This is a genomic window from Bacillus paramycoides, assembly GCF_038971285.1.
GTDB lineage: Bacteria > Bacillota > Bacilli > Bacillales > Bacillaceae_G > Bacillus_A.
This window is the reverse complement of the sequence record NZ_CP152427.1, coordinates 1,817,929-1,842,587: the sequence shown is the minus strand read 5'-3', so window position 1 is coordinate 1,842,587 and position 24,659 is coordinate 1,817,929. Positions and strand designations below refer to the sequence as shown.

24 protein-coding genes are annotated in these 24,659 nt (G+C 33.6%); 3 read left to right on the top strand and 21 right to left on the bottom strand.

Features of this window, described 5'->3' with window-relative positions; translation table 11 throughout:
* Positions 1 to 22: 22 nt before the first annotated feature.
* Both AAG068_RS09520 and AAG068_RS09515 read left to right on the top strand, forming a co-directional pair.
* The gene (locus tag AAG068_RS09520) at positions 23 to 364 is read left to right on the top strand and encodes an EamA family transporter (protein ID WP_000805122.1); all 342 of its coding nucleotides are present in this window, start codon (positions 23 to 25) and stop codon (positions 362 to 364) included.
* Positions 357 to 695: an EamA family transporter gene (locus AAG068_RS09515; protein ID WP_342719077.1), complete on the top strand. Its 339-nt coding sequence runs from the start codon at positions 357 to 359 to the stop codon at positions 693 to 695. The genes AAG068_RS09520 and AAG068_RS09515 overlap by 8 nt, the downstream gene beginning before the upstream one ends.
* A 35-nt stretch (positions 696 to 730) precedes the next feature.
* Here the strand turns inward: AAG068_RS09515 and AAG068_RS09510 are convergent, their stop codons facing one another.
* The 15 genes from AAG068_RS09510 to AAG068_RS09440 form a co-directional block, all read right to left on the bottom strand.
* Complete coding sequence (locus tag AAG068_RS09510) at positions 731 to 1,177, bottom strand: DUF6376 family protein (protein WP_342719076.1); 447 nt, start codon at positions 1,175 to 1,177, stop codon at positions 731 to 733.
* Between the two features lie 90 nt (positions 1,178 to 1,267).
* Positions 1,268 to 1,489: a hypothetical protein gene (locus AAG068_RS09505; RefSeq protein ID WP_342719075.1), complete on the bottom strand. Its 222-nt coding sequence runs from the start codon at positions 1,487 to 1,489 to the stop codon at positions 1,268 to 1,270.
* A 248-nt stretch (positions 1,490 to 1,737) separates the two neighbouring features.
* On the bottom strand, positions 1,738 to 2,304 hold the full coding sequence (locus tag AAG068_RS09500; RefSeq protein ID WP_342719074.1) for an acyltransferase: 567 nt from the start codon (positions 2,302 to 2,304) through the stop codon (positions 1,738 to 1,740).
* Positions 2,297 to 3,427, bottom strand: a complete 1,131-nt coding sequence (locus AAG068_RS09495; RefSeq protein ID WP_342719073.1) for a DegT/DnrJ/EryC1/StrS family aminotransferase — start codon at positions 3,425 to 3,427, stop codon at positions 2,297 to 2,299. Before AAG068_RS09495 ends, AAG068_RS09500 begins: the two co-directional genes overlap by 8 nt.
* A gap of 19 nt (positions 3,428 to 3,446) precedes the next feature.
* Positions 3,447 to 6,008: a glycosyltransferase gene (locus tag AAG068_RS09490; protein WP_342719072.1), complete on the bottom strand. Its 2,562-nt coding sequence runs from the start codon at positions 6,006 to 6,008 to the stop codon at positions 3,447 to 3,449.
* Between the two features lie 121 nt (positions 6,009 to 6,129).
* On the bottom strand, positions 6,130 to 7,263 hold the full coding sequence (locus AAG068_RS09485) for a hypothetical protein (protein WP_342719071.1): 1,134 nt from the start codon (positions 7,261 to 7,263) through the stop codon (positions 6,130 to 6,132).
* 163 nt (positions 7,264 to 7,426) lie between these two features.
* Positions 7,427 to 9,151, bottom strand: coding sequence for a thiol reductant ABC exporter subunit CydC (gene cydC, locus AAG068_RS09480; protein WP_342719070.1), 1,725 nt, complete (start codon positions 9,149 to 9,151; stop codon positions 7,427 to 7,429).
* 2 nt (positions 9,152 to 9,153) lie between these two features.
* Positions 9,154 to 10,869, bottom strand: a complete 1,716-nt coding sequence (gene cydD / locus AAG068_RS09475) for a thiol reductant ABC exporter subunit CydD (RefSeq protein WP_342719069.1) — start codon at positions 10,867 to 10,869, stop codon at positions 9,154 to 9,156.
* The gene (gene cydB / locus AAG068_RS09470; protein WP_342719068.1) at positions 10,869 to 11,885 is read right to left on the bottom strand and encodes a cytochrome d ubiquinol oxidase subunit II; all 1,017 of its coding nucleotides are present in this window, start codon (positions 11,883 to 11,885) and stop codon (positions 10,869 to 10,871) included. Before cydB ends, cydD begins: the two co-directional genes overlap by 1 nt.
* Positions 11,872 to 13,275 carry a cytochrome ubiquinol oxidase subunit I gene (gene cydA / locus AAG068_RS09465; RefSeq protein ID WP_098667563.1) on the bottom strand — a complete coding sequence of 468 codons (1,404 nt, stop codon included), beginning with the start codon at positions 13,273 to 13,275 and terminating at the stop codon, positions 11,872 to 11,874. Before cydA ends, cydB begins: the two co-directional genes overlap by 14 nt.
* 615 nt (positions 13,276 to 13,890) lie before the next feature.
* Positions 13,891 to 14,946, bottom strand: coding sequence for an LLM class flavin-dependent oxidoreductase (locus AAG068_RS09460; protein ID WP_342719067.1), 1,056 nt, complete (start codon positions 14,944 to 14,946; stop codon positions 13,891 to 13,893).
* Positions 14,947 to 15,029: 83 nt separating this feature from the next.
* Complete coding sequence (locus tag AAG068_RS09455) at positions 15,030 to 15,473, bottom strand: MarR family winged helix-turn-helix transcriptional regulator (protein ID WP_342719066.1); 444 nt, start codon at positions 15,471 to 15,473, stop codon at positions 15,030 to 15,032.
* 153 nt (positions 15,474 to 15,626) lie between these two features.
* The gene (locus tag AAG068_RS09450) at positions 15,627 to 15,950 is read right to left on the bottom strand and encodes a carboxymuconolactone decarboxylase family protein (protein WP_342719065.1); all 324 of its coding nucleotides are present in this window, start codon (positions 15,948 to 15,950) and stop codon (positions 15,627 to 15,629) included.
* Position 15,951: 1 nt separating this feature from the next.
* Positions 15,952 to 16,359, bottom strand: coding sequence for a tautomerase family protein (locus tag AAG068_RS09445; RefSeq protein WP_342719064.1), 408 nt, complete (start codon positions 16,357 to 16,359; stop codon positions 15,952 to 15,954).
* A gap of 36 nt (positions 16,360 to 16,395) precedes the next feature.
* A complete protein-coding gene (locus AAG068_RS09440) occupies positions 16,396 to 16,944 on the bottom strand; it encodes a DUF4865 family protein (RefSeq protein ID WP_342719063.1) in 549 nt (182 codons plus the stop codon).
* Positions 16,945 to 17,064: 120 nt separating this feature from the next.
* On the opposite strand from AAG068_RS09440, the gene AAG068_RS09435 reads away from it, so the two are divergent.
* Positions 17,065 to 17,853 carry a LysR family transcriptional regulator gene (locus tag AAG068_RS09435; protein WP_342719062.1) on the top strand — a complete coding sequence of 263 codons (789 nt, stop codon included), beginning with the start codon at positions 17,065 to 17,067 and terminating at the stop codon, positions 17,851 to 17,853.
* A 98-nt stretch (positions 17,854 to 17,951) separates the two neighbouring features.
* On the opposite strand, the gene AAG068_RS09430 is transcribed toward AAG068_RS09435, so the two are convergent.
* The 6 genes from AAG068_RS09430 to AAG068_RS09405 form a co-directional block, all read right to left on the bottom strand.
* Positions 17,952 to 18,905, bottom strand: coding sequence for a branched-chain amino acid ABC transporter permease (locus tag AAG068_RS09430; RefSeq protein WP_342719728.1), 954 nt, complete (start codon positions 18,903 to 18,905; stop codon positions 17,952 to 17,954).
* Between the two features lie 49 nt (positions 18,906 to 18,954).
* Positions 18,955 to 19,815, bottom strand: coding sequence for a branched-chain amino acid ABC transporter permease (locus tag AAG068_RS09425; RefSeq protein ID WP_342719061.1), 861 nt, complete (start codon positions 19,813 to 19,815; stop codon positions 18,955 to 18,957).
* Positions 19,816 to 19,836: 21 nt separating this feature from the next.
* On the bottom strand, positions 19,837 to 20,538 hold the full coding sequence (locus tag AAG068_RS09420; RefSeq protein WP_342719060.1) for an ABC transporter ATP-binding protein: 702 nt from the start codon (positions 20,536 to 20,538) through the stop codon (positions 19,837 to 19,839).
* The gene (locus AAG068_RS09415; protein ID WP_166702591.1) at positions 20,516 to 21,289 is read right to left on the bottom strand and encodes an ABC transporter ATP-binding protein; all 774 of its coding nucleotides are present in this window, start codon (positions 21,287 to 21,289) and stop codon (positions 20,516 to 20,518) included. Before AAG068_RS09415 ends, AAG068_RS09420 begins: the two co-directional genes overlap by 23 nt.
* A gap of 84 nt (positions 21,290 to 21,373) precedes the next feature.
* Positions 21,374 to 22,594 carry a substrate-binding domain-containing protein gene (locus AAG068_RS09410; protein WP_342719059.1) on the bottom strand — a complete coding sequence of 407 codons (1,221 nt, stop codon included), beginning with the start codon at positions 22,592 to 22,594 and terminating at the stop codon, positions 21,374 to 21,376.
* A 234-nt stretch (positions 22,595 to 22,828) separates the two neighbouring features.
* Positions 22,829 to 24,625 carry a 6-bladed beta-propeller gene (locus tag AAG068_RS09405; protein ID WP_342719058.1) on the bottom strand — a complete coding sequence of 599 codons (1,797 nt, stop codon included), beginning with the start codon at positions 24,623 to 24,625 and terminating at the stop codon, positions 22,829 to 22,831.
* Positions 24,626 to 24,659 lie beyond the last annotated feature (34 nt).

The following is a 24,659-nucleotide window of genomic DNA, read 5'->3' as shown; positions in this document are numbered from 1 at the left end:
ATATGCAAAAGAGAGTGAATAAATGAAACCAACTATTAAAAATTATTTATTTTTACATGTAGCTTTTTTGATATATTCTATCATTATGGTTTACATGAAATGGGCGGCTAAATTTCCCATTGCTTCAATCTCATTTTTTATTGCTTATTTCGGACTAGTTATACTTTTATTTGGATATGCAATTTTATGGCAACAAGTAATTAAACATTTCGAAATATCAAAAGCATATTCACATCGCGGGATTATTATACTATGGTCAATGCTTTGGTCAGTATTTCTATTTGGAGATACGATTCAGTGGAATCATTTACTTGGTGCAGCTATTATTATCGTCGGAATTGTGGTGGTGACAAAAGATGAATAGTTATATGTTATTATTTATTTTCGGGATAATTTTAGCTAATTATTCACAAATATTATTAAAAAAAGCTACTTTGCAACAATACGATTCTAGAATAAAAGAATATGTGAATCCTTATGTTGTTATCGGCTACTCTTTATTTGTAATTAACGCTGGATTAAATGTTATCGCCATGAAGGGCATGGCATTAAAACAAGCATCAGCATTAGAATCCTTAAGTTATATCATCATATTAATTTTCGGTTGGTATTTCCTAGGAGAAAAAATAACGAAACGTAAACTCATCGGCAACATGATTATTATCGTTGGTGTAATCGTTTATTGTATCCAATAGTAAAAGGCTCCGTTTATCACAAACGGAGCCTTTTACTATTGACCTAAATTTTGCACCTTATCTTTCAAATTTCGAACTTGATCTACCGTCTGCATAAGCTCAGAGTTTTTAAATTGCTCTACATCCACTTTTCCTTCTTCTATCTTTGTCATCGCCGTATCAATTAACGTATTTAACTTTTCGTTATATCCGACAATTTGCTGATGAAGATCCTTTGCTACATCAGGTGGCGTTAATTCATTGAATGCAGGTATGTCTTGTTTAATTTCACTAAGCTTCGTTTCTAATTCTTTTCGAGCCTCGCTATCATTAACAGCCTTTTCTGCTAATGCTGGTGCATCATTTGCAAATGCACTTATTTCATTTACATAATCTGTCGCTTTTTGCGCATAATCTAGGGAGTTCTTTCCTTCCTCTACTAGTGAACATCCCATTAATCCAATTGAGACTATACATGCTAATAAAATTGATTTTATTTTCATTGTAGGCTCCCTTCATTTTTAAAATTGTCTGCAATTTTCTCTATCATAACTTCTAGCTAAATTACTTAAAACCTTTTTTCAAATAACTAATCATCCTCTTACATGCCCGATTATAGTTACAACATCTATTTCTATATGTACGCTAATAATATCTTCAATTATATCCATATATCCTTGTCCTATAGCTGTTCCATAGTGTAATGTAAACCCCTTCTTTTCATACACTGACTTTGGCACTGAAAAAATAAATCTCCTCAAGTTCCTTTCATCAGCTGGTTCCATAATTAAAACAATCCCATCCTCATCAAACATATACGATCGCCCTCCAACTTTACATTCACTATGGCTCAGTATTGCCTTGGTCAGCAAAATTTAAAACATAATAAATTAAGATACATTCTGCTTTATCATAAAGTGAAACTTTAATCAGCCCTCACCAATCGTTTTTTTACTGGCAGCGAGTCCCCAACCTAACTTCTTTGCTTTCGCTGAATTTTTGGGTGAGGTTTTACTGCCCGGCAAATAGCGGGATAAAAATAAAAAGCATTCATTCTTTTTTATTAAGAATGAATGCTTTTTAAAAAATCAATTTCTAACTCTAGCATCTTTTTTTGACGAGGTTTTACTTTTCTTACGGGAACTCCCGCATAAATATACCAATCATCTAAACTCTCTTTTACCATACTCATCGCACCGACTGCCGTGCCTTCTCCTATAGTTACATTTGGAAAAATAATAGAATTAGCACCAATAATCGCATGTTTTTTTAAAATAACTTTTTCTGTTTTCACATTCCTATATTGACTCGGAACAGTTGGTCCCATTAAAGTATTTCCACTGAAATCATCAAGTACTGCATATACGATTGTTTTAGCTGAGATATTTGCAAAATCATGCATTTCAATCCCAACTTCCCCTCCATATAACGCTGTATACGCTGATATATGCGAATAACTTCCAATTTTGATTTTGCCACTTAAAATGCAAAAATCATCAATTCTTACATTATTACCAACTGATATAGCACCTGGATTATATATACTCGCTTTTTTACTGATCAATACATTTTTCCCAACAGATAAAAATCCAATTTTCTTTAGTTCTTCTTGACTATAAAAACTATTCATCTGCCGATACCACCTTCTGCCCTAAACAGATTACAATTTGTTCTACTATTTCTTTTGTCATTCCTTCCCATAAAGGTAAACTTACTATCCTTTTGGCTATTTTATTCGTTTTTATTAAATCTGTAGACTTATAGTTTCTAAAAAAAACTTGTTGGTGGCATGATGGTGAAAAGTATAATCTAGCTTCTATTTTCTGTTTTTTTAGTTCTTCTATTACTTGTATGTTACAAACTTCTTCTGGACAAAGAATTGGCATAAATTGTTGAATAACCGCTTCTGTCTTTTGGACTTGCCATCCTTTTTTCATTAATCCATTACTTTGTAACAATTGTTTATACCATTCAGAAATACGGGTGCGTTCTTGTAATTTTTGATCCCATTTTTTCATAGTCGCAATCCCAATAGCTGCTGCATATTCAGACATTTTACAATTAAACCCCATCATCGTACATTCACGATTTTTATCAAATCCGAAATTCCCCATTCTTTTAATACGTTGTATATCTTCTTCCTTTTTACTATATATGAGCCCTCCTTCACCAATTCCGAACGGCTTTGTTGCATGAAAGCTATATACGATCATACCACTAAAATCCTGACCGTAATGCATACTTCCATTCATTAATCCGAATCCCGGTGCCGCATCTACGACAACCGGAACACCCCTCTTCTCTAATTCTTCATATTCTTCTAAATTCATCCATGATCCAAACGTTGCGTACGGGACAACAATCGCAACCTCTTCTTTTAATTCTTCAATCTTATCCAAAAGTACTGTTTTATCCATATACCAATCATCTATTGAAATATCAATAAAATAAGGTTCCAATCCACACCAAATAGCTGCTAATGGAGTCGCAGGGAATGTAAAACTAGGCATGAGGGCATACTTTCCTTTTTTTCTTTTCTTAAGTTGAATGGCCGCCATTAACCCTAACGTTGCGTTTGCTACTGTTGTAACAGCTCCCCTGTTCTGAAAAAAATCCGACATAATTGTTTCCTCAAAACGTTGATTTATAGGTCCATAATTCGTATATATATGAGATGTATCAATTTCCTTCAATTCTTCCAAATACTCAATTACAGGTACAGTTGAAGCACGTAAAAAAGGAATATTCTCCATATCTATCTATTCCTTCCTATCATTTTCGGACAATATAGAGCATATCTGTTTCAGACAATCCAAATTTCCTAGCACTTTTCATTCCTTGTCTTTCAGCTATGTTATATAATTCCACCTTAAATCCTGCATTCATTAATCGTTGAATGAATCCCGATTGATTATATATTCTCACATGATCCTCTTGACCAAAAGCTAATTTCCTCAATTGTGGTGTTACAATTAATTCATTCTCTATAATAGAATCTACATTCATTACGATTGGTACTTGAATAATTCCCCATCCATTTGGCTTTAAAACTCTATATAACTCTCGCATTGCTTTGTCATCATCAAGAACGTGTTCTAATACATGGCTACATAAAATTACATCAAAAGTATTACTATCATATGTAATGCTTGTAACATCAATTTCCTTCATTAATGGGTCCTTTGGTTCTAAATCCCCACATACATAAGTAATATTTCTATACTCGTTAAACCAATCTCTTACCTTTGCTTCTGGTGCAATATGAAGCATTGTATATTTTTTACTTAACAAGTCCGTTTCCGCTTCAATGTACGCACGATACAATCTTTCACGATCCATTGAACTACAAACTGGACATATCCCCGTATCTTTATTCCACATCTCAAATTTATATTTCGGAAAATCATAATGTGCTGGCCAAGGGGAAAATTTTTCAAATTGTTGATTGCAATATTGACAGTAACAAGACTCTTTTTCAAACATATGAGCAATCAGCTTGTTTAACCCTTTTTTAATCTTTTCATTATAAATTTGATCTAGTTCTCCATTTCTTGCCGCATCCTTAACTATAAATCCCGCATTTTCTAAACAATAAGATAAGCTCTCTTTATAATCTCTTTCAGAACTTAAAAATCCACTATTATATGCATCTATAATTAATTCAATCCACTCTTCAATTGTCATTAAAATAAAATGCATTTGTTTTTGATTTTGTCCACTATGTTGTCTAAAATAACTGAGAGGTTCTTGTATATAAACTACTTTTCCTTTCCTCATCATATCTAGCCATGTTGCAATATCGTTAATAGCAGAATACGCCTTTCCTTTAAAATACCCAAACTTCCCTTCAAACAATTCCCGACTAAACAAAACAGTTGTCGGCTCACCAACTACATTTTTCAAATTTTTTAACATATAATTCCCTAATTCTTTTCCTTCAAAAAGCGTAGTTTCTTTCGCGATTTTCATATTTAATGTTGAAGGTGGTAATATCTCTCCATTCTCATCAATCAGTTCACGATATGATGTCACAAATGAAATATTCTCTAACGTCAAAAAGTATTTCATCATTTTCTCGATCTTTTCATGATGAAATAAATCATCATCTAATAAAAAGTTTATATACTCACCGTTCGCAAGTTGTATACACTTATTAAAGTTTTCAGCAACTAACGGCGTTTCATTTTTAACATATGTAATACACTTATATTCACGTAAATACGGTTGAATCATAGCATTGACTTCATTATTTGTACTGTCGTCAGAAATAACAATTTCAATATTTTCATATGTTTGATTTAGGGCGCTGTTGAGTGCCAATTCCAAGTAATAAGGTCTATTGTACGCAGGAATAAGTATACTTACTTTCGGTAAAGGAGAATTATTATTTATATGTTGTTTTTTCTTTTCTATGTTTATTTTCTTTTCTTTAATTTTTTGATAATAGTCTAATGTATATAATATCGATGATGGAACTATCCTTCTTGCGTAATCTAGAAAATTAGTTATCGCTTTGTCTAACTCTTTTTCGATGGATAAGAAACCATATTTTTCTCCTGCTAGAATACTATGTGAAAAATCTTCTAATCCATCCATCATTTTATTAGATTCATTTAACTGTTGATCTGTATGTAATCGAAAGTAACTAAGTGTCTCTGCTATATATACTGCTTTTCCTTTACTTAATAAAGATAACCATGAAGCTATATCTACGTTACATAGATACCTCCTCTTATCAAAGATTCCATACGGTTCTTGTAAATCACTTTTACGAAACAAAACTGTGGTCGGTTCTCCAATATAATTCTTTTGATCGACAATTACCCTATTCCCTAATTCTGTTCCCTCTATAATCATATCCTCTTCAAATAAACGAACAGTTGAATAAATATGACGTAGTTCTTCTCCTTTATCATCAATTACTTGACGATGAGATGTTACAAGCTTAATTTCATTATCTAGATCATTGAAAAAATACTTCATCATTCTTTCAATTTTATTCACATGAAATAAATCATCATCCATTAAAAAGTTTATATACTCACCGTTCGCTTCATTAAATAACATGAGCGCATTTTCAAACTGTCCGAGAGTTGACCTGTTTTTTATATAAATAATATTTGAATAATCACATAAGTATTTTTGTAACACCTTTTCTGTTTCGTCATTCGTGCTATCATCTCCAACTATAATTTCTATATTAGGGTACGTTTGTTCTAACACACTACATAATGCCTCTTCAAAGTAGTGAGGACGATTATACGTAGGAATTAAAACACTTACCAAAGGAAGTTGATCTACGACCTCTTCAGTTCTTTCTATTCGAGTTCTCATTTTACTCTCTCACCTCTTCGCATATTATTTATATACGCGACACAAAAATCACATTACTTTAACTGTATGGAGCCTATATACTTTTATGCAAACATGAAACAAAATATCATACTTTTCGTTCCTAAATAAGCATATTTAATAACGCAGACATTTTATTAGCACCTTTTTTATTCATATGATCACTATCATAAAAATCATCATCGTAAAATAATGGTGAATCAAATAGGTCAATAATCCGAAAAGAATATTGAGTTTGAAAATCATTTATAACTTTATAAAAATCCTCTTTTAATTTCTTACTACTACAATTGAAATAATGTGAAGTAACAGGGAATACAACAATTAGTGGTTTTATATCATGTTTTAACAGTAGTTCTAAATATTTTTTGAAAATCGTTTTATATTCAACTAAAGTATGAGGATATGATAATTTAGTATGTGAAGCTGCTCTTATTTTTCCGTGTTCTTCAAAAGTAGTGTGGAGGGGAGTGATATTCCATTCAGCATTTATCCAGGGCAATATCAATGATTCATCTTTTAGTTCGTCTAATAAAATATATTCAAAATGCAAGTTAAAAATAGAAGAAAGTGGTTTCGGGGTATCTAGATGTGAGAATCCATCAGTGGGTAGAGGAGAATGCACTACAGTATGATGACCGTCTTGAAACAATGGATAATATACTTTGTGAATTCTATATGCTTCAGATGATAACGACATGTCAAAGTAAAAAGAGAAATAGGCTATTCCTATCAAACAATATTGAAATGAATGATCGTTTGATAGCAGTTGTGACGCTATTAAATAATCATAGTATAGATCTTGCGATGGAAGTGTTAATTTTATTGACTTTTTTGAGAGTAGTTCCGTACTTATGCCACAATGGGGATAAGACAAACCTGTAGCAAACAATTCATAAGTCGGATCACTCTTTGCTTTTTTCATAGACATGTATAAAAACATAAGATCCGGATTTATTTGATATATAGAAATTAATTTATTCCTCCATTCATACATGTATTTTGTTAAATTAATAATTTTTTTACTTTGCACGCCCTTATTTATCAACTCATTTACAAGTTTTTCTGCGTCCACTCTCCAAATAACTATATATTGAAAAGAACTCTCTATACGAACAATAGCTGAAACGTCTACAACATGAACTATTGTTTTACATTTATTTTTGTCTAATGCATTTTGAATCCTTCCCCCTGATAATTCATCACAGAAAACAATAATTTTATACTGCTCCTTCATGTATATCCCCCTCCATTATATGTATAATATGAAATTCATTTTTCATTCGTAACAATCATATACATCTGCAATCCAATATGAAAGAAGAATAGAATATTCATTTCAAAACAAAAATAGCTGCACCATTAGGCGTAGCTATTTTCACAATTATTACTTATTCAAACTATATTCCTTTATCTAACTCATAAAGCTTTCGATACTTCTCATTTTCTTTCAGAAGTTGTTCATGACTCCCTTGCATCACAATTTTACCACGATCAAGGAATATAACTTCATCTACATGTTCAATTCCTACAAGATGGTGCGTAATCCAAATTACTGTCTTTTCTTCCGTTGCAGAAAACATTGTTTCTATTAAAGATAATTCTGTCTTTGGATCTAAGCCTATCGTCGGCTCATCAAGTACAATGATTGGTGCTTCTTGCATTAGCGTTCTAGCAAAAGCAACTCGTTGTCTCTCCCCGCCAGAAAACCTTTTTCCCATTTCATGCATTTTTGTTTGTAATCCATCTGGAAGAGTAGCAATATGCGAAGCTAATTGTGCTTTCTCTAAAGCTTTCCATATCTCTTCATCCGTAGCCTCTGGTTTGCCGATTCGCACATTATTTCCAATTGTCGTATCGAATAAATGCGGCTTTTGATTCAATACAGAAATATATTTTGATAAAAGATTCGTATGAGCATGTTCACTATTCAATAAAACTTCACCCTGTAACGGACTTAGCGCACCTGTTAACAATTTTAACAAAGTAGATTTTCCTGTTCCGCTTCTTCCTAAAATGGCAATTTTCTTTCCTGCCTTTATTTGTAGTGATACTTCTTTCAATACGAATTCATTACTATCCGGGTAACTATACGATACATGATTTAATTCAATGTCTATATGTTTTAATGCAGCATAATCTTTATCTCCATGTAAACCCTTTTCATCCTGTAAAACATCATTACCTTCTATTTGATTTAGACGATGAGTAGATTCTACATATGATGGAATGCGATCGATAGCATCAGAAAGAGGAATTAACGCATTAGTGACAGATAACGTCATTAAGACGAAAGCCGCAATAACGGTAGGTGCAATTTGTTCACTTGCCGCCTCATTTCCAGTCCATATGATCATTGAAATAACTACAATCCCCACTACCAATTGAATGATACTGTCTCGAATATGATTCCAGCGCTTCATTCTTTTTTCCGTTTTTAACAACTGCGCATTTTGTTCTACATACTTATGAATGAATTCATCTTTTCTACCACTTGCTTGCCAATCAGATAATCCAAAAACAGCGTCTGTTAGTTGTTGATACAAACGGCTTCTTCCTTGCTTTAAAGTAACATGATGTTGCTTCATTAAAAGTAATGATACAAATGGAAGAAGAAAAACGATAATCGCTAGCATACACCCTGCAATAAGTGCAAACACTACGTCAAATGCACCAATAACAACTACGAATATGCTATATACAACTAATGCTAATATGCTAGGAAATATTGTACGTAAATATAGGTTTTGCAAATGCTCTATATCTTCGGATAATACGCCTAACATATCGCCCGTTTGAAATCGTGAACGAAAAAATAACGCCTGTGGTTCTACTATCCCATATAGTTTCGTTCTCATCTTTTCTAATATGTGTAATACAACATCGTGTCCAACTAAACGCTCTAAATAATGAAATACCGCTTGTCCTATACTAAACGCACGTGTTGCAACGATAGGTACATAAACTGCCATTACATTTTCTGGTCTAAGAGCAGATTTAGAGATTAAATAACCTGAAATGAAAAGTAACATCGCACCTGAACTAACTCCAAGAAGACCAAGGAAAATAGTTACAGTCATTCTACCTTTATTTTGCTGTATATAAGATTTAATCCAGTTACTCATCTCTATCCCCTCTCTTTCCTATGAAAATGTAATGCTTCATTCTTTAAAAGTTCTTCATACGTTCCACTTTCTATCATTTCCCCTTTATTTAAAATAAGAATATGATCCATCTGCTTCATCCAGTGAAGACGATGTGTTGCAAGAAATACTAACTTACCTTCAAACAGACGTAACATCGATTGCTTTATTTCAAATTCAGTTTCAATATCAAGATGTGCCGTAGGCTCGTCTAATAAAATAATTGGCTTTTTACTTAAAAGGGCACGCGCCATAGCGACACGTTGTTCTTGTCCGCCACTAAGCATACGTCCCCCTTCTCCAATTTTTTCGTACATCCCATTTGGAAGCGATGTAACAAGCGCACGAAGACCAACTTCATTAATAACTCTTTCTACTTCTTCATCAGTTGTATTTGTTTCATAGAAACAAATGTTATCTTTTAATGAAAGCGGGAAAATATAAGGTTGCTGCGGAATATAAGCAATATTCTTTTGCCACTCTTCACGAGTAGTCCCGTCAATTCCCACACCATTTACGATCATTTTTCCACCAGAAGGAGTTAAAAAACCTGCTAATACATCGATTAACGTCGATTTCCCTGCCCCACTTTCACCAATTACACCTATAGCGCCAGTACCTTTCCAAGTAAAATCAATTCCCTCTAATATAGCTTTTTCAGATTCATCATTCTTTACTTTTACATCTTGTAATTTCAAGTTACTAGAGGAATTCCATACTATATCTACATTAGATTCTTTCTTTCCTATTTCTTTTTGTTGCTGTAAAATCTCTTCTATTTGCTCCATTGCAAGTTGTCCATCTAACGTAGCATGATAATTTGCTCCAACTTGTTTAATCGGCAAGAAGTATTCCGGAGCTAAAATTAAAATCGTAAGGGCTGGCAATAGTACAATTGTCCCATCTATTAAACGTATCCCTAATCCAACCGCCACAAATGCGATTGATAAACTCGTAAAGAAATCTAATGCAAAAGAAGAAAGAAAAGCAACTCGCAAAGTACGCATCGTTGCTTTTCTATATCTTTTACTTACTTTTTCAATCTTTCCTTCGTGCTGTTTACTTTTACCTAAATACTTTAATGTTTCTAACCCTTTTAACGTATCTACAAAATGATTAGAAAGTACACGATATGTCTCATACTGACTATCCGCCATTTTCTGCGCTGCTAATCCTAGTAGGATCATAAATATAATTACGATAGGAATCGTTACAACTAAAATGATTCCAGACTCAATATCTAGCGTAAAAACATATAGTACAATTAGTCCCGGTACGATACTACTTCTTATCATTTTAGGAATTGTTAATTCAATATATGTTTTAAATTTCTCAATACCTTCTATCGATAAGGTAACCAGATGACCTGTTCCAGCAGTTTGAACATATCGTGGACCTAGTGTGAAATATGCCTCTATTAATTGTTTTCTCAGTAGCGATCCTGTTTTTTCAGCGAAACGTTCCACTAATATTTGCGATACTCGAACTAGCATGTGACGTACTGCAAACGTGATTCCAAAATAAATCGTTTCATTTAACACAGATTGCACTGTTTCTCCCTGAAATAAAAACGTAATAGCCCTCGCTAAAAACACCGTTTGTGCAATAATACTAAAAGCTTCTAAAATGCTAATGAGTGTTAACACTACATATAAAACTCGGCTACCAGGATACGACGGAAGTCCTTTTTTTCTTTTCATTAGTACTCCAAATCTTTATCTGACTTAACAGGTTGTCTAAACACATAGAAACTCCATATTTGACTTCCCAAAACAAATGGCAATATAGCAATTGAAAAATACGTCATCAGTTTTAGTGCATAATCTCCTGATGCTGCATTATAAATTGTCAAATCGTATATTGACCCTAACGAGCTAATTAAGACACGTGGGAACATGCCAGCAAACACACTCGCACTTAGTAAAATGATTGTTAAACTTGTCATAAAGAAAGCCCAACCATCTCTTCTTCTTTTATTTAATAATGTTGACGCACATAACGCTACAAAAGCTCCGATTGGAACCATAATCCACTCTGTACCATGACCAGTGAAAATATCTGTTTTCCATAACCCTACACCGGCAAAAATAAGAAGTGCTATAATTGCGAGTGGTGCAATTTTCAATGCGGCAATACGTGCACGTTCTCTTAACTTACCTGTTGTACGTATAGTAAGGAATTGCAATCCGTGAACAATACATAACAGAAGGAACATAACTCCTCCAAGTAATGCAAATGGATGAAGTAATTGTAAGAATCCACCTACAGCATTTTTCGTCTCATCAATTGGAATACCTACCATAAAGTTAGCAATGGCAACTCCCCAAAGGATAGGAGGTAGTATACTTCCTAAAAACATACCCCAATCCCAAAAACCTTTCCATTTATGATTGTCTATTTTTGCACGAAATTTAAACGAAACACCTCTTATAATTAAAGCGAGAAGCATAAATACAAACGGAATGTAAAACCCGCTAAATAAAGTTGCATACCAGTGCGGGAATGCCGCGAACATAGCGCCACCTGCACAAACAAGCCATACTTCATTCGCATGCCAAAATGGGCCAATTGTATTTAAGTAAATCCTTTTCTCTAAATCGTTTTCTCCTAAAAACCTTGAAACTATACCTACACCGAAATCGAAACCTTCAAGTACAAAAAAGCCTACGAATAAAATTGCAATAATGATAAACCACAACTCATTAAGAGATAACATACTCATCCTCCTTATCAAATGGATCATGGCTTTGAGAATCCTGTTTCGCTTTCTTATTCTCATGTCCTTTAATAATACGAACGAATAAGTAAACAGTAATTCCTCCTATAATTAAATATAGTGATGTGAACGAAACTAAAGAGAATAATACTTCTCCGAACGTAACATTTGGAGATACAGCATCTTCCGTTTTCATAACACCGAAGACTACCCAAGGCTGACGTCCCATTTCAGTCATAATCCATCCTACTGTATTACCGATAAACGGTAGTGAAATTGCATACACCATTAATTTTAAATACCAAGTTTTTTCAGCTAAACGATCTTTTCTTGATAAGAACCATCCGTACGCTCCCAGAAGAAGCATAAATGTTCCACTCATTACCATCGCTCTAAAACTCCAAAACATAGTGTGTACTGGCGGAATATAATCTCCAGGCCCATATTTTTCTTCATATTGCTTTTGAATTTGATTCATCCCTTCTACTTGACCGCTAAATTTATCAAATGATAATAGACTTAGCATATAAGGGATTTGAATTTCAAACGAATTTTCTTTCTTCTCTGCATCAATTTTCGCAAATACAGTAAATGGCGCTGGATCTTCACTCGTATTCCATAACGCTTCAGCTGCCGCCATTTTCATTGGGTGTGTCTTAATTAATTGTTGCGCTTGCGCATGACCGAAGAATAATACTAGCGCCGTTGTAAGTGTTCCAACAATGATAGAAATGCGGAATGATTTTTTAAACACTTCAGTTTCTTGAGCTTTCGTTATTTTCCATGCACTCACACCTGCAATAAAGAATGCACCAGTTGCAATTGCCGCTGTAATTGTATGCGGGAATTGTACCCATAATTGTGGATTTTGAATGATTGCTAAGAAATCATTCATTTGTGCACGCCCATCTGCTGCCATTTCATATCCTACTGGCGATTGCATAAATGCACTTGCAGTTAAAATCCAAAATGCTGATAACATTGTTCCAATTGAAAGGAGCCAAATACATAAAAGGTGAATGCGCTTTGGTAATTTATCCTCACCGAATACCCATAAACCTAAGAATGTAGACTCAATGAAAAATGCTAATAAACCTTCAATAGCAAGTGATGGACCAAACACATCACCTACGAAACGTGAATAGGTTGACCAGTTCATGCCAAACTGGAATTCTTGTAAAATACCAGTTACTACACCTACCGCAAAGTTAACAAGGAATATTTGTGTCCAAAACTTCGTCATCTTCTTATAAATTTCTTGTCCCTTTACCACATATAACGTTTGCATTAACGCAATGATAAAAGCTAAACCAATAGACAGCGGAACAAAAAAGTAATGGAAAATCGTTGTTGATGCGAATTGTATTCGTGCCAATTCGAGCGTTTCCATACTACAATCACTTCCTTCATAATTTTTTATATCGTAATTTCAATTGAGTTGTATAAATAAAACAACTCAAATACTAGAAATATAGAAAGATAAATTTGTTTATGTACTTTTAGAAAATATAAATTTTCAGTTTTCAAGATAATTACAAAAGAACTTTCTCATAAAATTTACCTTTTCACTATTTCAGTAGTGTTTTATCCGTTAATCGAATTGTATAATATACCTGCATAGTAAATTCAGCTGATTTTTGACGTATTATTGACATCATTTTGTCTGAAATATGTCTTTTGTCATTTTTTTGAATTAGATTTTTTTCATTAATAAAATGCATTTTTTAATATAATACTTACTTTCATCTCAATAAAATAATCACTTTTCTCTTCATACACTTGACTTTCATGCGAAAAAATGTCCTCTAATAAAACGAAGAAATCAGTGATTTTTTTGTCAAGAGAAAAATGTATTTCTAAAATTCAAACACGAAATAATGTTATTCAAAAATAGAAAATATCCTCCCTCTTTCTAGACTAAAAATTCATTTTTTTGTTATTTTTTCAAACTAAGTTCATACATGAAAAATACCGAGAATCCATTAGACTCTCGGTATTTTTTAAATTATTTTGCTGTATGTTTTCTAACAGCCGGTAAAATTTCAGTAGCAATTAATTCAATATTTTTCTCAATTTTATTAAATGGTACGCCGCCAAAATCAATTTGTGCCATAAAACGTTGTTGTCCAAACAATTCATATTGGTAAAGCATTTTTTCAATAATTTGTTGCGGGCTACCAACCATTAATGCATCACGATAATCTACTGTATTTATAAATTGTTGTTTCGGATATCCATCACCGCGCAGTGTAAGCATACCAGCATTAATATGAGGATAGTATTCATTAAATGCATCTTGTGAATTTTTTGCTGTATAAAATAAACTCGTTGTTGCAACTGGTAAACTTGCTGGATTAAATCCACTTTGCTCAGCAGCCTCACGGTAAGCATCTACTGACCCTTTAAAGTTAATAGCTGGACCACCTAGTGTTGTTATCATCATTGGCACACCCGCCCATCCTGCTTTAATTGCACTAGCTGGTGGGCCACCAACTGCGCGCCAAATTGTTAAGTTATTATCTTTAGCTCTTGGAATAATCGATGCATGTGTAAGTGGTGCTCTGAACTGTCCGTTCCATGTTACATGTTCCTCGTTATTAATTTTTAATAAAAGATTCATCTTCTCTTCAAATAACTCTTCATAATCATTTACGTCATAACCGAGTAAACTATATCCCCCAATACGAGATCCACGACCAGCTACAATTTCTGCACGTCCATTAGAAATTAAGTCAATTGTAGCAAAGTCCTCGTATACTCGTACCGGATCAGATGTACTTATTATCGTAGCTGAACTCGCAATTTTTATATTTTTCGTAGCTTGTGCAATAGCTCCTAAAATAACTGTATGAGCTTGCGTTGTAAAATGTGTTTGATGACTTTCACCGACAGCAAATACATCAAGTCCAGCTTGATCCGCTAACTTTGCTGTTTCAATTAACTCATGAATTCTTTGTTCCGCGCTAATTTTATCTCCGTTATGTGGATTTAACACATGATCCCCAATTGAATATAATCCAAACTCCATTCCTTTACTTGTATCCATACGATATTTTTCCATAGTTGATTTCTCCTTTAATTAAGTCATATTAATTTTCATCAATTAACTATGACTTGATTAGTCAATTGATGATGTAAAAAAAATTACTCTTGCGGTAATTCTTTTTTTTCACTGTGTTTATGCACTTTCGTTATTAGTTCGTATAATATTTTCTGCTCTTCTTCATTTAATACATCATCAAAAAACGAAGATTGAAATGCAAGCTGCTCTGGCAGTGCTTTTTCTAAAGCGGCTTCCCCTTGCTCTGTAAGACTAATTGTTTTCGTTTTCCAATCTTGTTTTCGTACTATATATCCTTCTTTCTCAAGACGAGTTAACATTCGAGAAATACCACCTTGAGTAACAGTTACCTTTTCAGCTAACTCCATTTGCGTTAGTGGTTGATACCTACGTATTTGTAAAAGCACATCAAATTGAGCTGTCGTTAAATCAAAACGTTTTAAAAACTCATTTGACATCTGATTACTTTGGTTCGTAAATCGTATTAAACGTAACCATATTAATGATCCTATCGTATTATCACGCATGTTTGATCACTTCCTATCGTGAATCTTACCATCACTTTACTACGCAAGTGATAAAAAAGCAAGAGAAAACGTGAAAAATATCTTATTAGAGTATTACATAAATAACGATAAGAAAGAATTCATGTTTAAATGAATTCTTTCTTATCGTTATTCTTAACTTTCCATTTCATTCATTGCTATATTTAAAGCGCCTACTACTTTGGGCCAACCAACATAAAAAGCCATATGTGTTATTAATGCAATCATTTCATTTTCTTTAATTCCATTTTGTTTGGCCAGTCGCAAATGGAATGGTAATTGTTCTGGCTGATTAAGACTAATTAGTGCCGCTACTGTACATAAACTTCTTTCTCTTAATGATAAAGTGGCATCCCGCCACACTTCTTCGAACAATATCTCTTCACTATAATGAGCAAATACAGGTGCCTTTTCTCTCATTTTCTCTAGAATACAATATTCAATGGAATCATTCATCATTTCACTCCCCCTTCGTTTTTACCAATTGTGCCATTCCTTGACCAAATGACCAATTTTCAGCAGCTGTCTCATTTAGTGTAATAAAAATGTCTGCACTTTTTATTTTAGAACACTCAGAAACCTTCAAGGATATCGACTGATACAGATCCCTTTTCTGTTTTATCGTTCTTCCCGGTCCACATGTAATAGAAACATAGATCATATTCTCTGTTCTCTTTTTTCCTCCTTCTAATAAATAATATGGATTATATAAAAAGTGATTTTGTTGATAGGGCAAAAACATTTGAAAGAAATCATTTTCAGGGATGTTAAAATGTTCAATTAATGAAAAATGAATACAGTCACCTATCTTTTTCAACTCTTCTTTATTTAATTTATTTTCATGATAATAAACGTTCACAAAAGGCATACATTTTCATTCCTTTTCTTAAACTTCAACAAATTTTCATCGTGAAATGTGTAAAATCTCATATACTGTAACATCTTTATTCGTTACCATATCAGGCTTTTCATTATAAAACCTGATATAGCTATATCCCCATTTATCTGGATTATAAATGATTATATTTCCTAAACATTTTTCTATGTTTTGTACATTCTCATTCATAGTGTTTAATTGAGTCCCTCTCAGTGAATTACTTTGAGAAATACTCCCTGTATACTCAACAGCATATTTACTTTTTTTAAAATCATCACTTAGATTAACAACGAATGGAACACCCATATTTATTTGTTGCCATCCAAAAGATTGTAAAATATTATCGTAATACCCTTCAAATATAAATTTATTCATTCCTTCATGGCCATTCCAAACATATAAAGGGGCATAACAGTTATAGAAATTCCCGTCCTTACCTGCCTCATTAATTAAATACGCTTTAAAATTTAGTTCTTGAAAACCATCAGTTTTATGCCCATTATCCTTTACTCTTTTTTTAATAATCTCCATGTCATAATCCTTTGGCAAAATGACCTTATATTGCATTCCAATCATGTTTATCACTCACTTTCTAACTTATATACACAATGATAAACCGACGATTGGCTAACGTAAAATAGGTATAAATTATGTTTGATATCATTTATAATGATACCGTATAAGGGGCTGTGATACATGGAAATAAATGATCTTATTATATTCAAAACTGTAGCTAGTGAAGGTTCTATTAGTAAAGCTGCTAAAGAGTTAGGATATGTTCAGCCAAACGTAACTGAGCGTATTAAAAAATTAGAACAAGAATTAGAAACTCCTTTACTACATAGAGATAACAAAGGCGTTTCCTTGTTACCTTCTGGGGACATTTTATTAGACTACACGAATCAAATATTAACTTTAGTAGAAGAAGCAAAAGATAAAATTAAAACGAGTGGTTCTTCTTATATAATCGCGACGTCACAATCTATTTTGACTACTTATGTAAGTAAGCGTATTAAAGAAAATTTCAGGAATTATCAAATATATGTAGAAAATAGTAGTCATTTGCAAAAATTACTGCAGCAACAAAAAGTTGATATGGTCATTACTTACGAGGATGATCCCGACGCAGCTTTTAAAAAAGTATTTACTACTTCAATTTCTATAGGCTTATTGAAAACGAAAGAAACACGTACCATTGACTATTCAAAGGAACTCTTCTTCGTTAGTAATGACAAAAAGTGCCCTTTTAGAAATAAGACGATACAATTTCTAAAAGAAAATAATTTATCTCAGCGTCAACTTCAACAATTAGATTCTTATTCGCTTATGGAAGAGTTTATTCAGGACGGAAAAGGGATAGCCTTTTTACCGATTAAAAATGATAAATTGGTACCAATTGAAAATATTCCAATTGAGAAATTAGCTGTTCATTTCTTTACGAATCAAATCTCTTTAAAACAAATACCTGCTGAACTATTTGATTAATTTAATAGCTATAAACTAACTAAAATTACATACACCAATAAAAATCCCTCCTTTACGAATCTAAAAGAGGGATTTTTATATTCTATACAATAGATTTTTCACACATTTTGCTCCACTTCTGCACTTTTCTCCTTCTTATTCCGTTTCATATTCTTCAGCCTCTTAATCGTGCCAACTAATCCTTTCGGGAAAACTAGCAATACGATAATGTACAATAAACCGAGAATAATCGTCCATCTTTCAAAAATCGGAAACTCTGTGGCTAGTTCTGATAAATAATATTTCAATGATTCAATAATTCCAGCTCCAGCAATTGCTCCAATTAACGTTCCGACGCCTCCAATCATTGTCATCAATAATGCATTTAATGTCATCTCAATTGAAAATACAGTCGTATTTACAAAGCGCAATGTGATAACAAATAAACCACCACTAATCGCAGCTACTACTCCTGCCACAATACTAGCGATAATTTTGTAATGAAGAACTTTATATCCTAGTGCTTCGACACGTTGCTCATTTTGTGAAATTGCCTTTAATACTTTTCCAATAGAAGATTTAGTGAAAAGACGTAACAGAATAAAAATGACAATTAAACATATAAGTGTTACATAATAAAAGGTAAAACGATCACGGAATAAGTCTGGTACACCAAATGTAAAACCATCTCCTCCGTGAGTGAGCCAACGCCATTTTTCAGCAAGTACGAAAAACAATTGTGAAATAGCAAGTGTTAACATTGCATAAAAATGACTTTTCAGTCGTAAAGAAAGCAAACCGATTATATAACTAACCATTGCTGAAATGATAATTGCAGCTATTATCCCTATTAAAAAGTTCGTTATGGATACTCCTTGCCAATCAAATAAAAGCGCTACGCCATATGCTCCTATTCCAAAGAACATACAATGACCGAACGATACAATTCCGGTATATCCAAGCAATACATCAAAACTCATTGCAAAAATAGCAAAGATGAAGATTTGAGTGAACAAAATTAACAAGCTCCGTGAATCATTTACGAATGGAAATACACTTAAACAAATGAGCATAATTACTCCGAAGTATACTTTAATTCGATTTGATGTGCTGCTCACCATTTCACCCCTTTTCACTAAGAAGTCCGTTTGGCTTCACTATTAAGAAAAATAGTAACATTAACATATTGATTGCAAGTGATAAATCTGGTATGAAATACGCTGTAAAAGCACCAGCTAATCCGACAATTAAAGACGCGATTGCTGAACCTTGTACGCTCCCTAACCCTCCAATAATTACTACTATGAAAGCTAAAATTGCATACTGCATACCCATCTCGGCGAAAATCACGCCTGAATATGGTGCTAATAAGAAGCCTCCTAAGGCAGCCATCCCTGCTCCTAATAAAAAGACGAAAGAAAATATTGCTTTTACGTTAATACCGAGCGCTTGAACCATCTCTTTATCCATTACACCAGCTCGTATCATAAGACCTATCTTTGTTTTTTTGAGCAATAATAGTAAGGCGATGTATATAATAATCCCTATTATAATAACGAATAGACGATATTTAATTAAGATAACGCCTCCGAATGTAAAACTTCCTTGTAGCCATAATGGTAATTTTGCACCAATTGGATTAGGGCCCCAAAATACTTTAATACATTCACTAAGTACAAGCATTCCTCCCAGCGTCACAAGAAGCTGGCGAACATGATTTCCATACACCGGTCTAATAAGGAATCTTTCTAAAATGAACCCAAGAAACATCCCCATAGCTATTGCTCCCATTAACGCTAATACATAACTACCTGTCATATTAAATAACCAAACACCTGTAAATGCTCCCCAGGCAAATAAACCACCATGTGCGAAGTTTAGAACGCTCATTAAACCGAAAATAAGTGAAAGACCTGATGCTAATAAAAAAATGAGCATCCCTGTTGAAATCCCATTTACAAATAAATTGATTAACACATCCATCCTTCTCACCTCGGATTCATGTTAAGAGATTCCTAAATATTTATGACACATTTCCTTATCCTCTTTTAATTCATGCATAAAACCGTTATGAACCATTTTTCCGTTATCCATAATATAAAAGTAATCACCAATTTGACTAGCCATCATAAAATTTTGTTCAACGAGTAAAACTGTTGTTTTCTCTTTCATTTTTAAAATGGCTATCATTAACTTTTCTATCATAATAGGGGACAAGCCTTTACTCGGCTCATCAATAAGTAATAAACCATCACTATTAATAAATGCTCTTGAAATTGCTAGCATTTGCTTTTGTCCTCCACTTAAGAGTCCGCTTTTTTTGTGCCAAAACTGCTTTAAATCTGGAAATAATTCAAGCATCCACTCGATTTTCTCTTCTGCTTCTTCGCCCTTTCCTCTAGCAAGAGCGAATGTCTCTTCTACTGTCAGATCATGAAAAATACCTTGATTTTCTGGTACATACCCTATTCCTTTTCTTGAAATTAAATGTGTAGATAGTCCATTTACTTGTGTATGATCATAATAAATTTCACCGTGTGCGATATGGTGAAATCCCATAACCGAACGTAATGTCGTAGTCTTTCCTGCCCCATTTCTTCCAAACAGTACAGTAATCGTCCCTTTCTCAACAGTAAGAGATACCCCTTGTAAAATATGAAACTGATCTAAATACGTCTCTATATTATTCACTTGTAATAGTGCCACTATATAATCCCCCTAAATAAGCACTTTGTACACGCTCATCTTTCATAATCTCTTCGGGCAATCCTTCAGCCAATAGTTCTCCATGGAATAAAACGATAAGATGGTCTGACAAACCTAGTACCATATCCATTTTGTGTTCAATAAGTACAATTGTACTCTCTGGATGTTTTTTAATATTTTCAATCACTTGTAAAATAGCCGGTACCTCCTCAACTGATATACCTGCAGTCGGCTCATCAAGTAGTAACACATCCGTTTTTAAAGCTAATAACATCGCAAGCTCTAACTTTCTTTTTTCTCCATGCGCTAAATCTTTCGCTAATACATGTTCCTTCTCCTGAAGTAATACTGTTTTTAAAAAACGTCTCGCCTCTCCAACTTGTTGCTTATATTTTGCCGAACTCGGAAAGAAACTATAATAATCTTGTACGAATGATTGAACACTTAAACGAACATTTTCAAGTACCGTTAACTCTGGGAATATATTTGTAAGTTGAAAAGAACGACCAATTCCTAATCGAGTTCGATCTGAAATTGATAACTTTGTAATCTCTTGTCCTTTAAAATATACTTCACCCTTTGTTGGAGGAATTTGTCCACTAAGTAAATTAAATAACGTTGTCTTTCCTGCACCATTTGGTCCAATAATGGAAATAAGCTTTCCTTTTTGTACTGTTACATTCACATCCTTAATAACGTGATGTTCACCAAAAGATACGCTAAGATTTTTCGTTTCAAGCAAATGCGTCATGAAATCCCTCCCTGTAAAGCTTTAAGTATGAAAGAAATACGTATAAAGAGGGGATCCCCTCTTTATACAAAAACAACAGAAAATTCAGTCTATTTTTTGAACTGGTGGTTCTGTCTCTTTCATCGTTAATTCTCGCTCTAATACTGGCACTGGATAGTCAACACCATCTTGCTTTTTCAACGTGATAGAATAAAGTGTCTGCATCGCTTGGTGATCCCTTTCTCTAAACTTCATCTTTCCTTTCGGTGTATCAAATTCCATTCCTTCCATTTTCTTAATCAACGTATCTACATCTGTATCTCCTTTTGATTTCTTTAAAGCTTCTACAATAGAAATTGCCGCTGACATTCCACCTGCTGTAAATAAATCTGGCACCGTACCATTAAATCGTTTTTTATGTTCTTCCACTAACCAATCATTCACCTTATTTTTCGGGAGTGTATGATAATAAACAGAAAAGCCTTGCATTCCTACTAATGCATCCATCGTTTTTAATGCCGGTATATCTGGTGCACCGGTAGAGATTTTAATACCTTGCGCTTCCACATTCATATCTTTCAACTGTTTCCAAGGTGAATTCGCCCCTGCCCAAACGATAAATAAATAATCTGGTTTTGAGCTAATAATATTTTGAATATTAGCAGTGAAATCAGTTGAATTTGTATCAGCATATTGCTCGTTTACAATATTCGCACCTAATTTCTTCGCTCCAGCTTTAAATGCAGCAATCCCTTCACGGCCGTAAGCATTATCTTGTGCTAACGTTGCTATTTTCACATCTTTTTTAGCAATTGCTGCAGCACCAGCGACTGCATCTTGAGATGAATTTCTACCCGTTCTAAAAATATATTTATTCCAGTTCTTCCCGGTAATACTATCAGCTACTGCCGGTTCTACAACCATTATTTTTTCATATTCTTCAGCTAATGGTAAAACCGCTAATGTATCACTTGAACTAGACGATCCGACTAAAAAATCAACTTTCTCTTCTTCTAATAACTTCGTAGCTTTTTTAACCGCTACATCAGCTTTTGTTTCTGTATCTTCTACAACAAACTTAATCTTCTTCCCTTCCACTTTCCCAGTTCCACCGGTTGCATAGTCTAACCCTAATTCAAATCCGTTCACTGTTTGTTTTCCATAGGATTCTAACGGACCTGTTAATGAAGCAAGAACCCCTACCTTAATCGTCTTTTCATCCTCTGTACTCGTTTTCTTTCCTGAACAAGCTGCCGTTATTAATAACGAACCTAAAACACAACCAGTAGCCATCATTCTTAGCCATTTACGTTTTTTCATCGACATTGTGATCCTCCCCATATTTTTCTTTCTGATAGAATCAAACACGCCAAAGTTCTCCATCCGTAATTATGACTTTTTCTTTGAATCATATAAATGAGGTTGTTAGTATACATGTATCTTCTCCGATTTCCATTAAACACCTTTACAATTTGATATAAATATTTTATTCCTACCTATACCGCATTCCGAAACTATTAAACTTCTATCCTCTCTAACAAGTATTTTGAGCCTCCAATATTAATTAGCTTTCTTAAAAAATTGAATTCTTTGGAGTAAACCATCTGTAATAATGATATTCCCTTGGCTATCCACATCTATTCCTTGTGGCGAGAAAAAATGCCCTGATATACCACTAAAGCTTCCAAAAGACTCTAAAAAATCCCCATTTTCATTATAAATATTCACGCGATTATTAGAAGTATCTGTGACATACACCGTATTATTTATATCGATCTCAATTCCTATTGGCAAAAAAAGATCTCCTGAACCCTCTCTCCAATTTTCTAGTGGGTCTAAGTTTCCAGCTCCATGATTTGTGCCCCATTTTGTAAGAAAGTTACCCTCATTATCAAATTTTTGAACCCTATTATTAATCCGATCCACAACATAAACATTATCTTTTGAATCAATCGCTAATTGCATAGATTGAAAAAACTCTGCCTCTCCAGTTCCTTTTCTCCCCCATTCTTTCATATATACAAAGAATGGATTAAATTTTTGAATACGATGATTTTCTGAATCAGCTATAAATATGTTTCCTTTACTATCAATAGCTATTCCAGATGGAAATTGAAAAAAACCTGGTAATACTCCAAATGAACCATATGAAGCAAGCGCTATTCCTGAATTAGTGAATTTTTGGATACGATGATTTACAGAGTCAGATACATACACGTTATTGTAACGATCCGTTGCAATTTGTCTTGGAACATAAAACTGTCCTGGAAGACTTCCGTATCCTAGTGGTCCACCAGCACCAAATAAATTTCCCCACTTCCCAACAATCTTCCCAGTTGTATCATATTTCAAAATTCGATGATTAAAGGAATCAGATACAAATACATTTCCATTCGTGTCTCTTTCGACATCATAAGGTCCTGCATATTGTGTATTTCCATTCCTTTCATTACCTATAGTTTTCTTCATTACCGCTGTTAGGCCTACTTCATTATATAAAAGTACACGATTATTTCCCGTATCCGTTATATAAATATTCCCTTTATCATCCGGAAGAACTTGATTTGGATAAACAAAATAGAAAAAGTTACCTACTGTATATAGAAATTGATCTTTATTTGTAAATTTCATTATCCGATTGTTATAAGTATCTGCTACATATAGCGATCCAGATGTTGAGTCAAAATTTATTCCTCTTGGATGGTAGAATTGATATGGGCCTAAACCTGCAATTCCTGTTCCGATTACTCGCTTAAATTCCCCTTTTTTATCAAACACTTGAATACGATTGTTATATGTGTCTGCAATATAGACCTCGTCTTGTTTATTTATCGCGATACCTTGTGGTAAAGCCATTTCTCCATTCGCCTTTCCATAACTCCCTATTGTTTGAATATACTGCCCATTCGGGCTATATTTTTGAATACGATGATTGTATTCATCCGTAATATAGTAATTGTTATCGCTATCTACTGCAATTTCCCTAGGAAACGAGAACTGCTCACTTCCTTTACCTTTTGTGCCCCAACTTTTAATAAATTGAAACTCCTCATTAAATTTTTGAATACGATAATTCGCTGTATCCGCAACTAAAATATTACCTTCTTTATCAACAGCAATACCAAATGGCATATTAAACTGTCCCTGGCCTTCACCTAAAGTGCCTATCGCATCAACAACTTCTCCATTCTTATCTATTTTCAAAACCCTATTATTCCCCATATCAACAACATACAAAAATCCTTTTGCATCCCTTGCCATCGCCACCGGTGTCCTTAATAACTTAGAAGGATCTAGCTCACTCCCCCATGATTTCTCATATTTTACAGCAGAGGCACTTCCTACAGAAGCAAACATCCCTAGACTCACAGTAACAATGAAAAAAACAACA

What these genes read in the sequence shown, in the direction of transcription:
- AAG068_RS09405 (WP_342719058.1), bottom strand. Translation starts at nt 24,625, where the DNA reads ATGTTTGCTTCTGTAGGAAGTGCCTCTGCTGTAAAATATGAGAAATCA.
- AAG068_RS09510 (WP_342719076.1), bottom strand. Translation starts at nt 1,177, where the DNA reads ATGAAAATAAAATCAATTTTATTAGCATGTATAGTCTCAATTGGATTA.
- AAG068_RS09410 (WP_342719059.1), bottom strand. Translation starts at nt 22,594, where the DNA reads ATGTCGATGAAAAAACGTAAATGGCTAAGAATGATGGCTACTGGTTGT.
- cydC (WP_342719070.1), bottom strand. Translation starts at nt 9,151, where the DNA reads ATGAGTAACTGGATTAAATCTTATATACAGCAAAATAAAGGTAGAATG.
- AAG068_RS09500 (WP_342719074.1), bottom strand. Translation starts at nt 2,304, where the DNA reads ATGAATAGTTTTTATAGTCAAGAAGAACTAAAGAAAATTGGATTTTTA.
- AAG068_RS09520 (WP_000805122.1), top strand. Translation starts at nt 23, where the DNA reads ATGAAACCAACTATTAAAAATTATTTATTTTTACATGTAGCTTTTTTG.
- AAG068_RS09455 (WP_342719066.1), bottom strand. Translation starts at nt 15,473, where the DNA reads ATGCGTGATAATACGATAGGATCATTAATATGGTTACGTTTAATACGA.
- AAG068_RS09450 (WP_342719065.1), bottom strand. Translation starts at nt 15,950, where the DNA reads ATGATGAATGATTCCATTGAATATTGTATTCTAGAGAAAATGAGAGAA.
- AAG068_RS09415 (WP_166702591.1), bottom strand. Translation starts at nt 21,289, where the DNA reads ATGACGCATTTGCTTGAAACGAAAAATCTTAGCGTATCTTTTGGTGAA.
- AAG068_RS09505 (WP_342719075.1), bottom strand. Translation starts at nt 1,489, where the DNA reads ATGTTTGATGAGGATGGGATTGTTTTAATTATGGAACCAGCTGATGAA.
- AAG068_RS09460 (WP_342719067.1), bottom strand. Translation starts at nt 14,946, where the DNA reads ATGGAAAAATATCGTATGGATACAAGTAAAGGAATGGAGTTTGGATTA.
- AAG068_RS09445 (WP_342719064.1), bottom strand. Translation starts at nt 16,359, where the DNA reads ATGCCTTTTGTGAACGTTTATTATCATGAAAATAAATTAAATAAAGAA.
- AAG068_RS09430 (WP_342719728.1), bottom strand. Translation starts at nt 18,905, where the DNA reads ATGCTCATTTGTTTAAGTGTATTTCCATTCGTAAATGATTCACGGAGC.
- AAG068_RS09495 (WP_342719073.1), bottom strand. Translation starts at nt 3,427, where the DNA reads ATGGAGAATATTCCTTTTTTACGTGCTTCAACTGTACCTGTAATTGAG.
- AAG068_RS09485 (WP_342719071.1), bottom strand. Translation starts at nt 7,263, where the DNA reads ATGAAGGAGCAGTATAAAATTATTGTTTTCTGTGATGAATTATCAGGG.
- cydA (WP_098667563.1), bottom strand. Translation starts at nt 13,275, where the DNA reads ATGGAAACGCTCGAATTGGCACGAATACAATTCGCATCAACAACGATT.
- AAG068_RS09515 (WP_342719077.1), top strand. Translation starts at nt 357, where the DNA reads ATGAATAGTTATATGTTATTATTTATTTTCGGGATAATTTTAGCTAAT.
- cydD (WP_342719069.1), bottom strand. Translation starts at nt 10,869, where the DNA reads ATGAAAAGAAAAAAAGGACTTCCGTCGTATCCTGGTAGCCGAGTTTTA.
- AAG068_RS09490 (WP_342719072.1), bottom strand. Translation starts at nt 6,008, where the DNA reads ATGAGAACTCGAATAGAAAGAACTGAAGAGGTCGTAGATCAACTTCCT.
- cydB (WP_342719068.1), bottom strand. Translation starts at nt 11,885, where the DNA reads ATGTTATCTCTTAATGAGTTGTGGTTTATCATTATTGCAATTTTATTC.
- AAG068_RS09435 (WP_342719062.1), top strand. Translation starts at nt 17,065, where the DNA reads ATGGAAATAAATGATCTTATTATATTCAAAACTGTAGCTAGTGAAGGT.
- AAG068_RS09425 (WP_342719061.1), bottom strand. Translation starts at nt 19,815, where the DNA reads ATGGATGTGTTAATCAATTTATTTGTAAATGGGATTTCAACAGGGATG.
- AAG068_RS09440 (WP_342719063.1), bottom strand. Translation starts at nt 16,944, where the DNA reads ATGATTGGAATGCAATATAAGGTCATTTTGCCAAAGGATTATGACATG.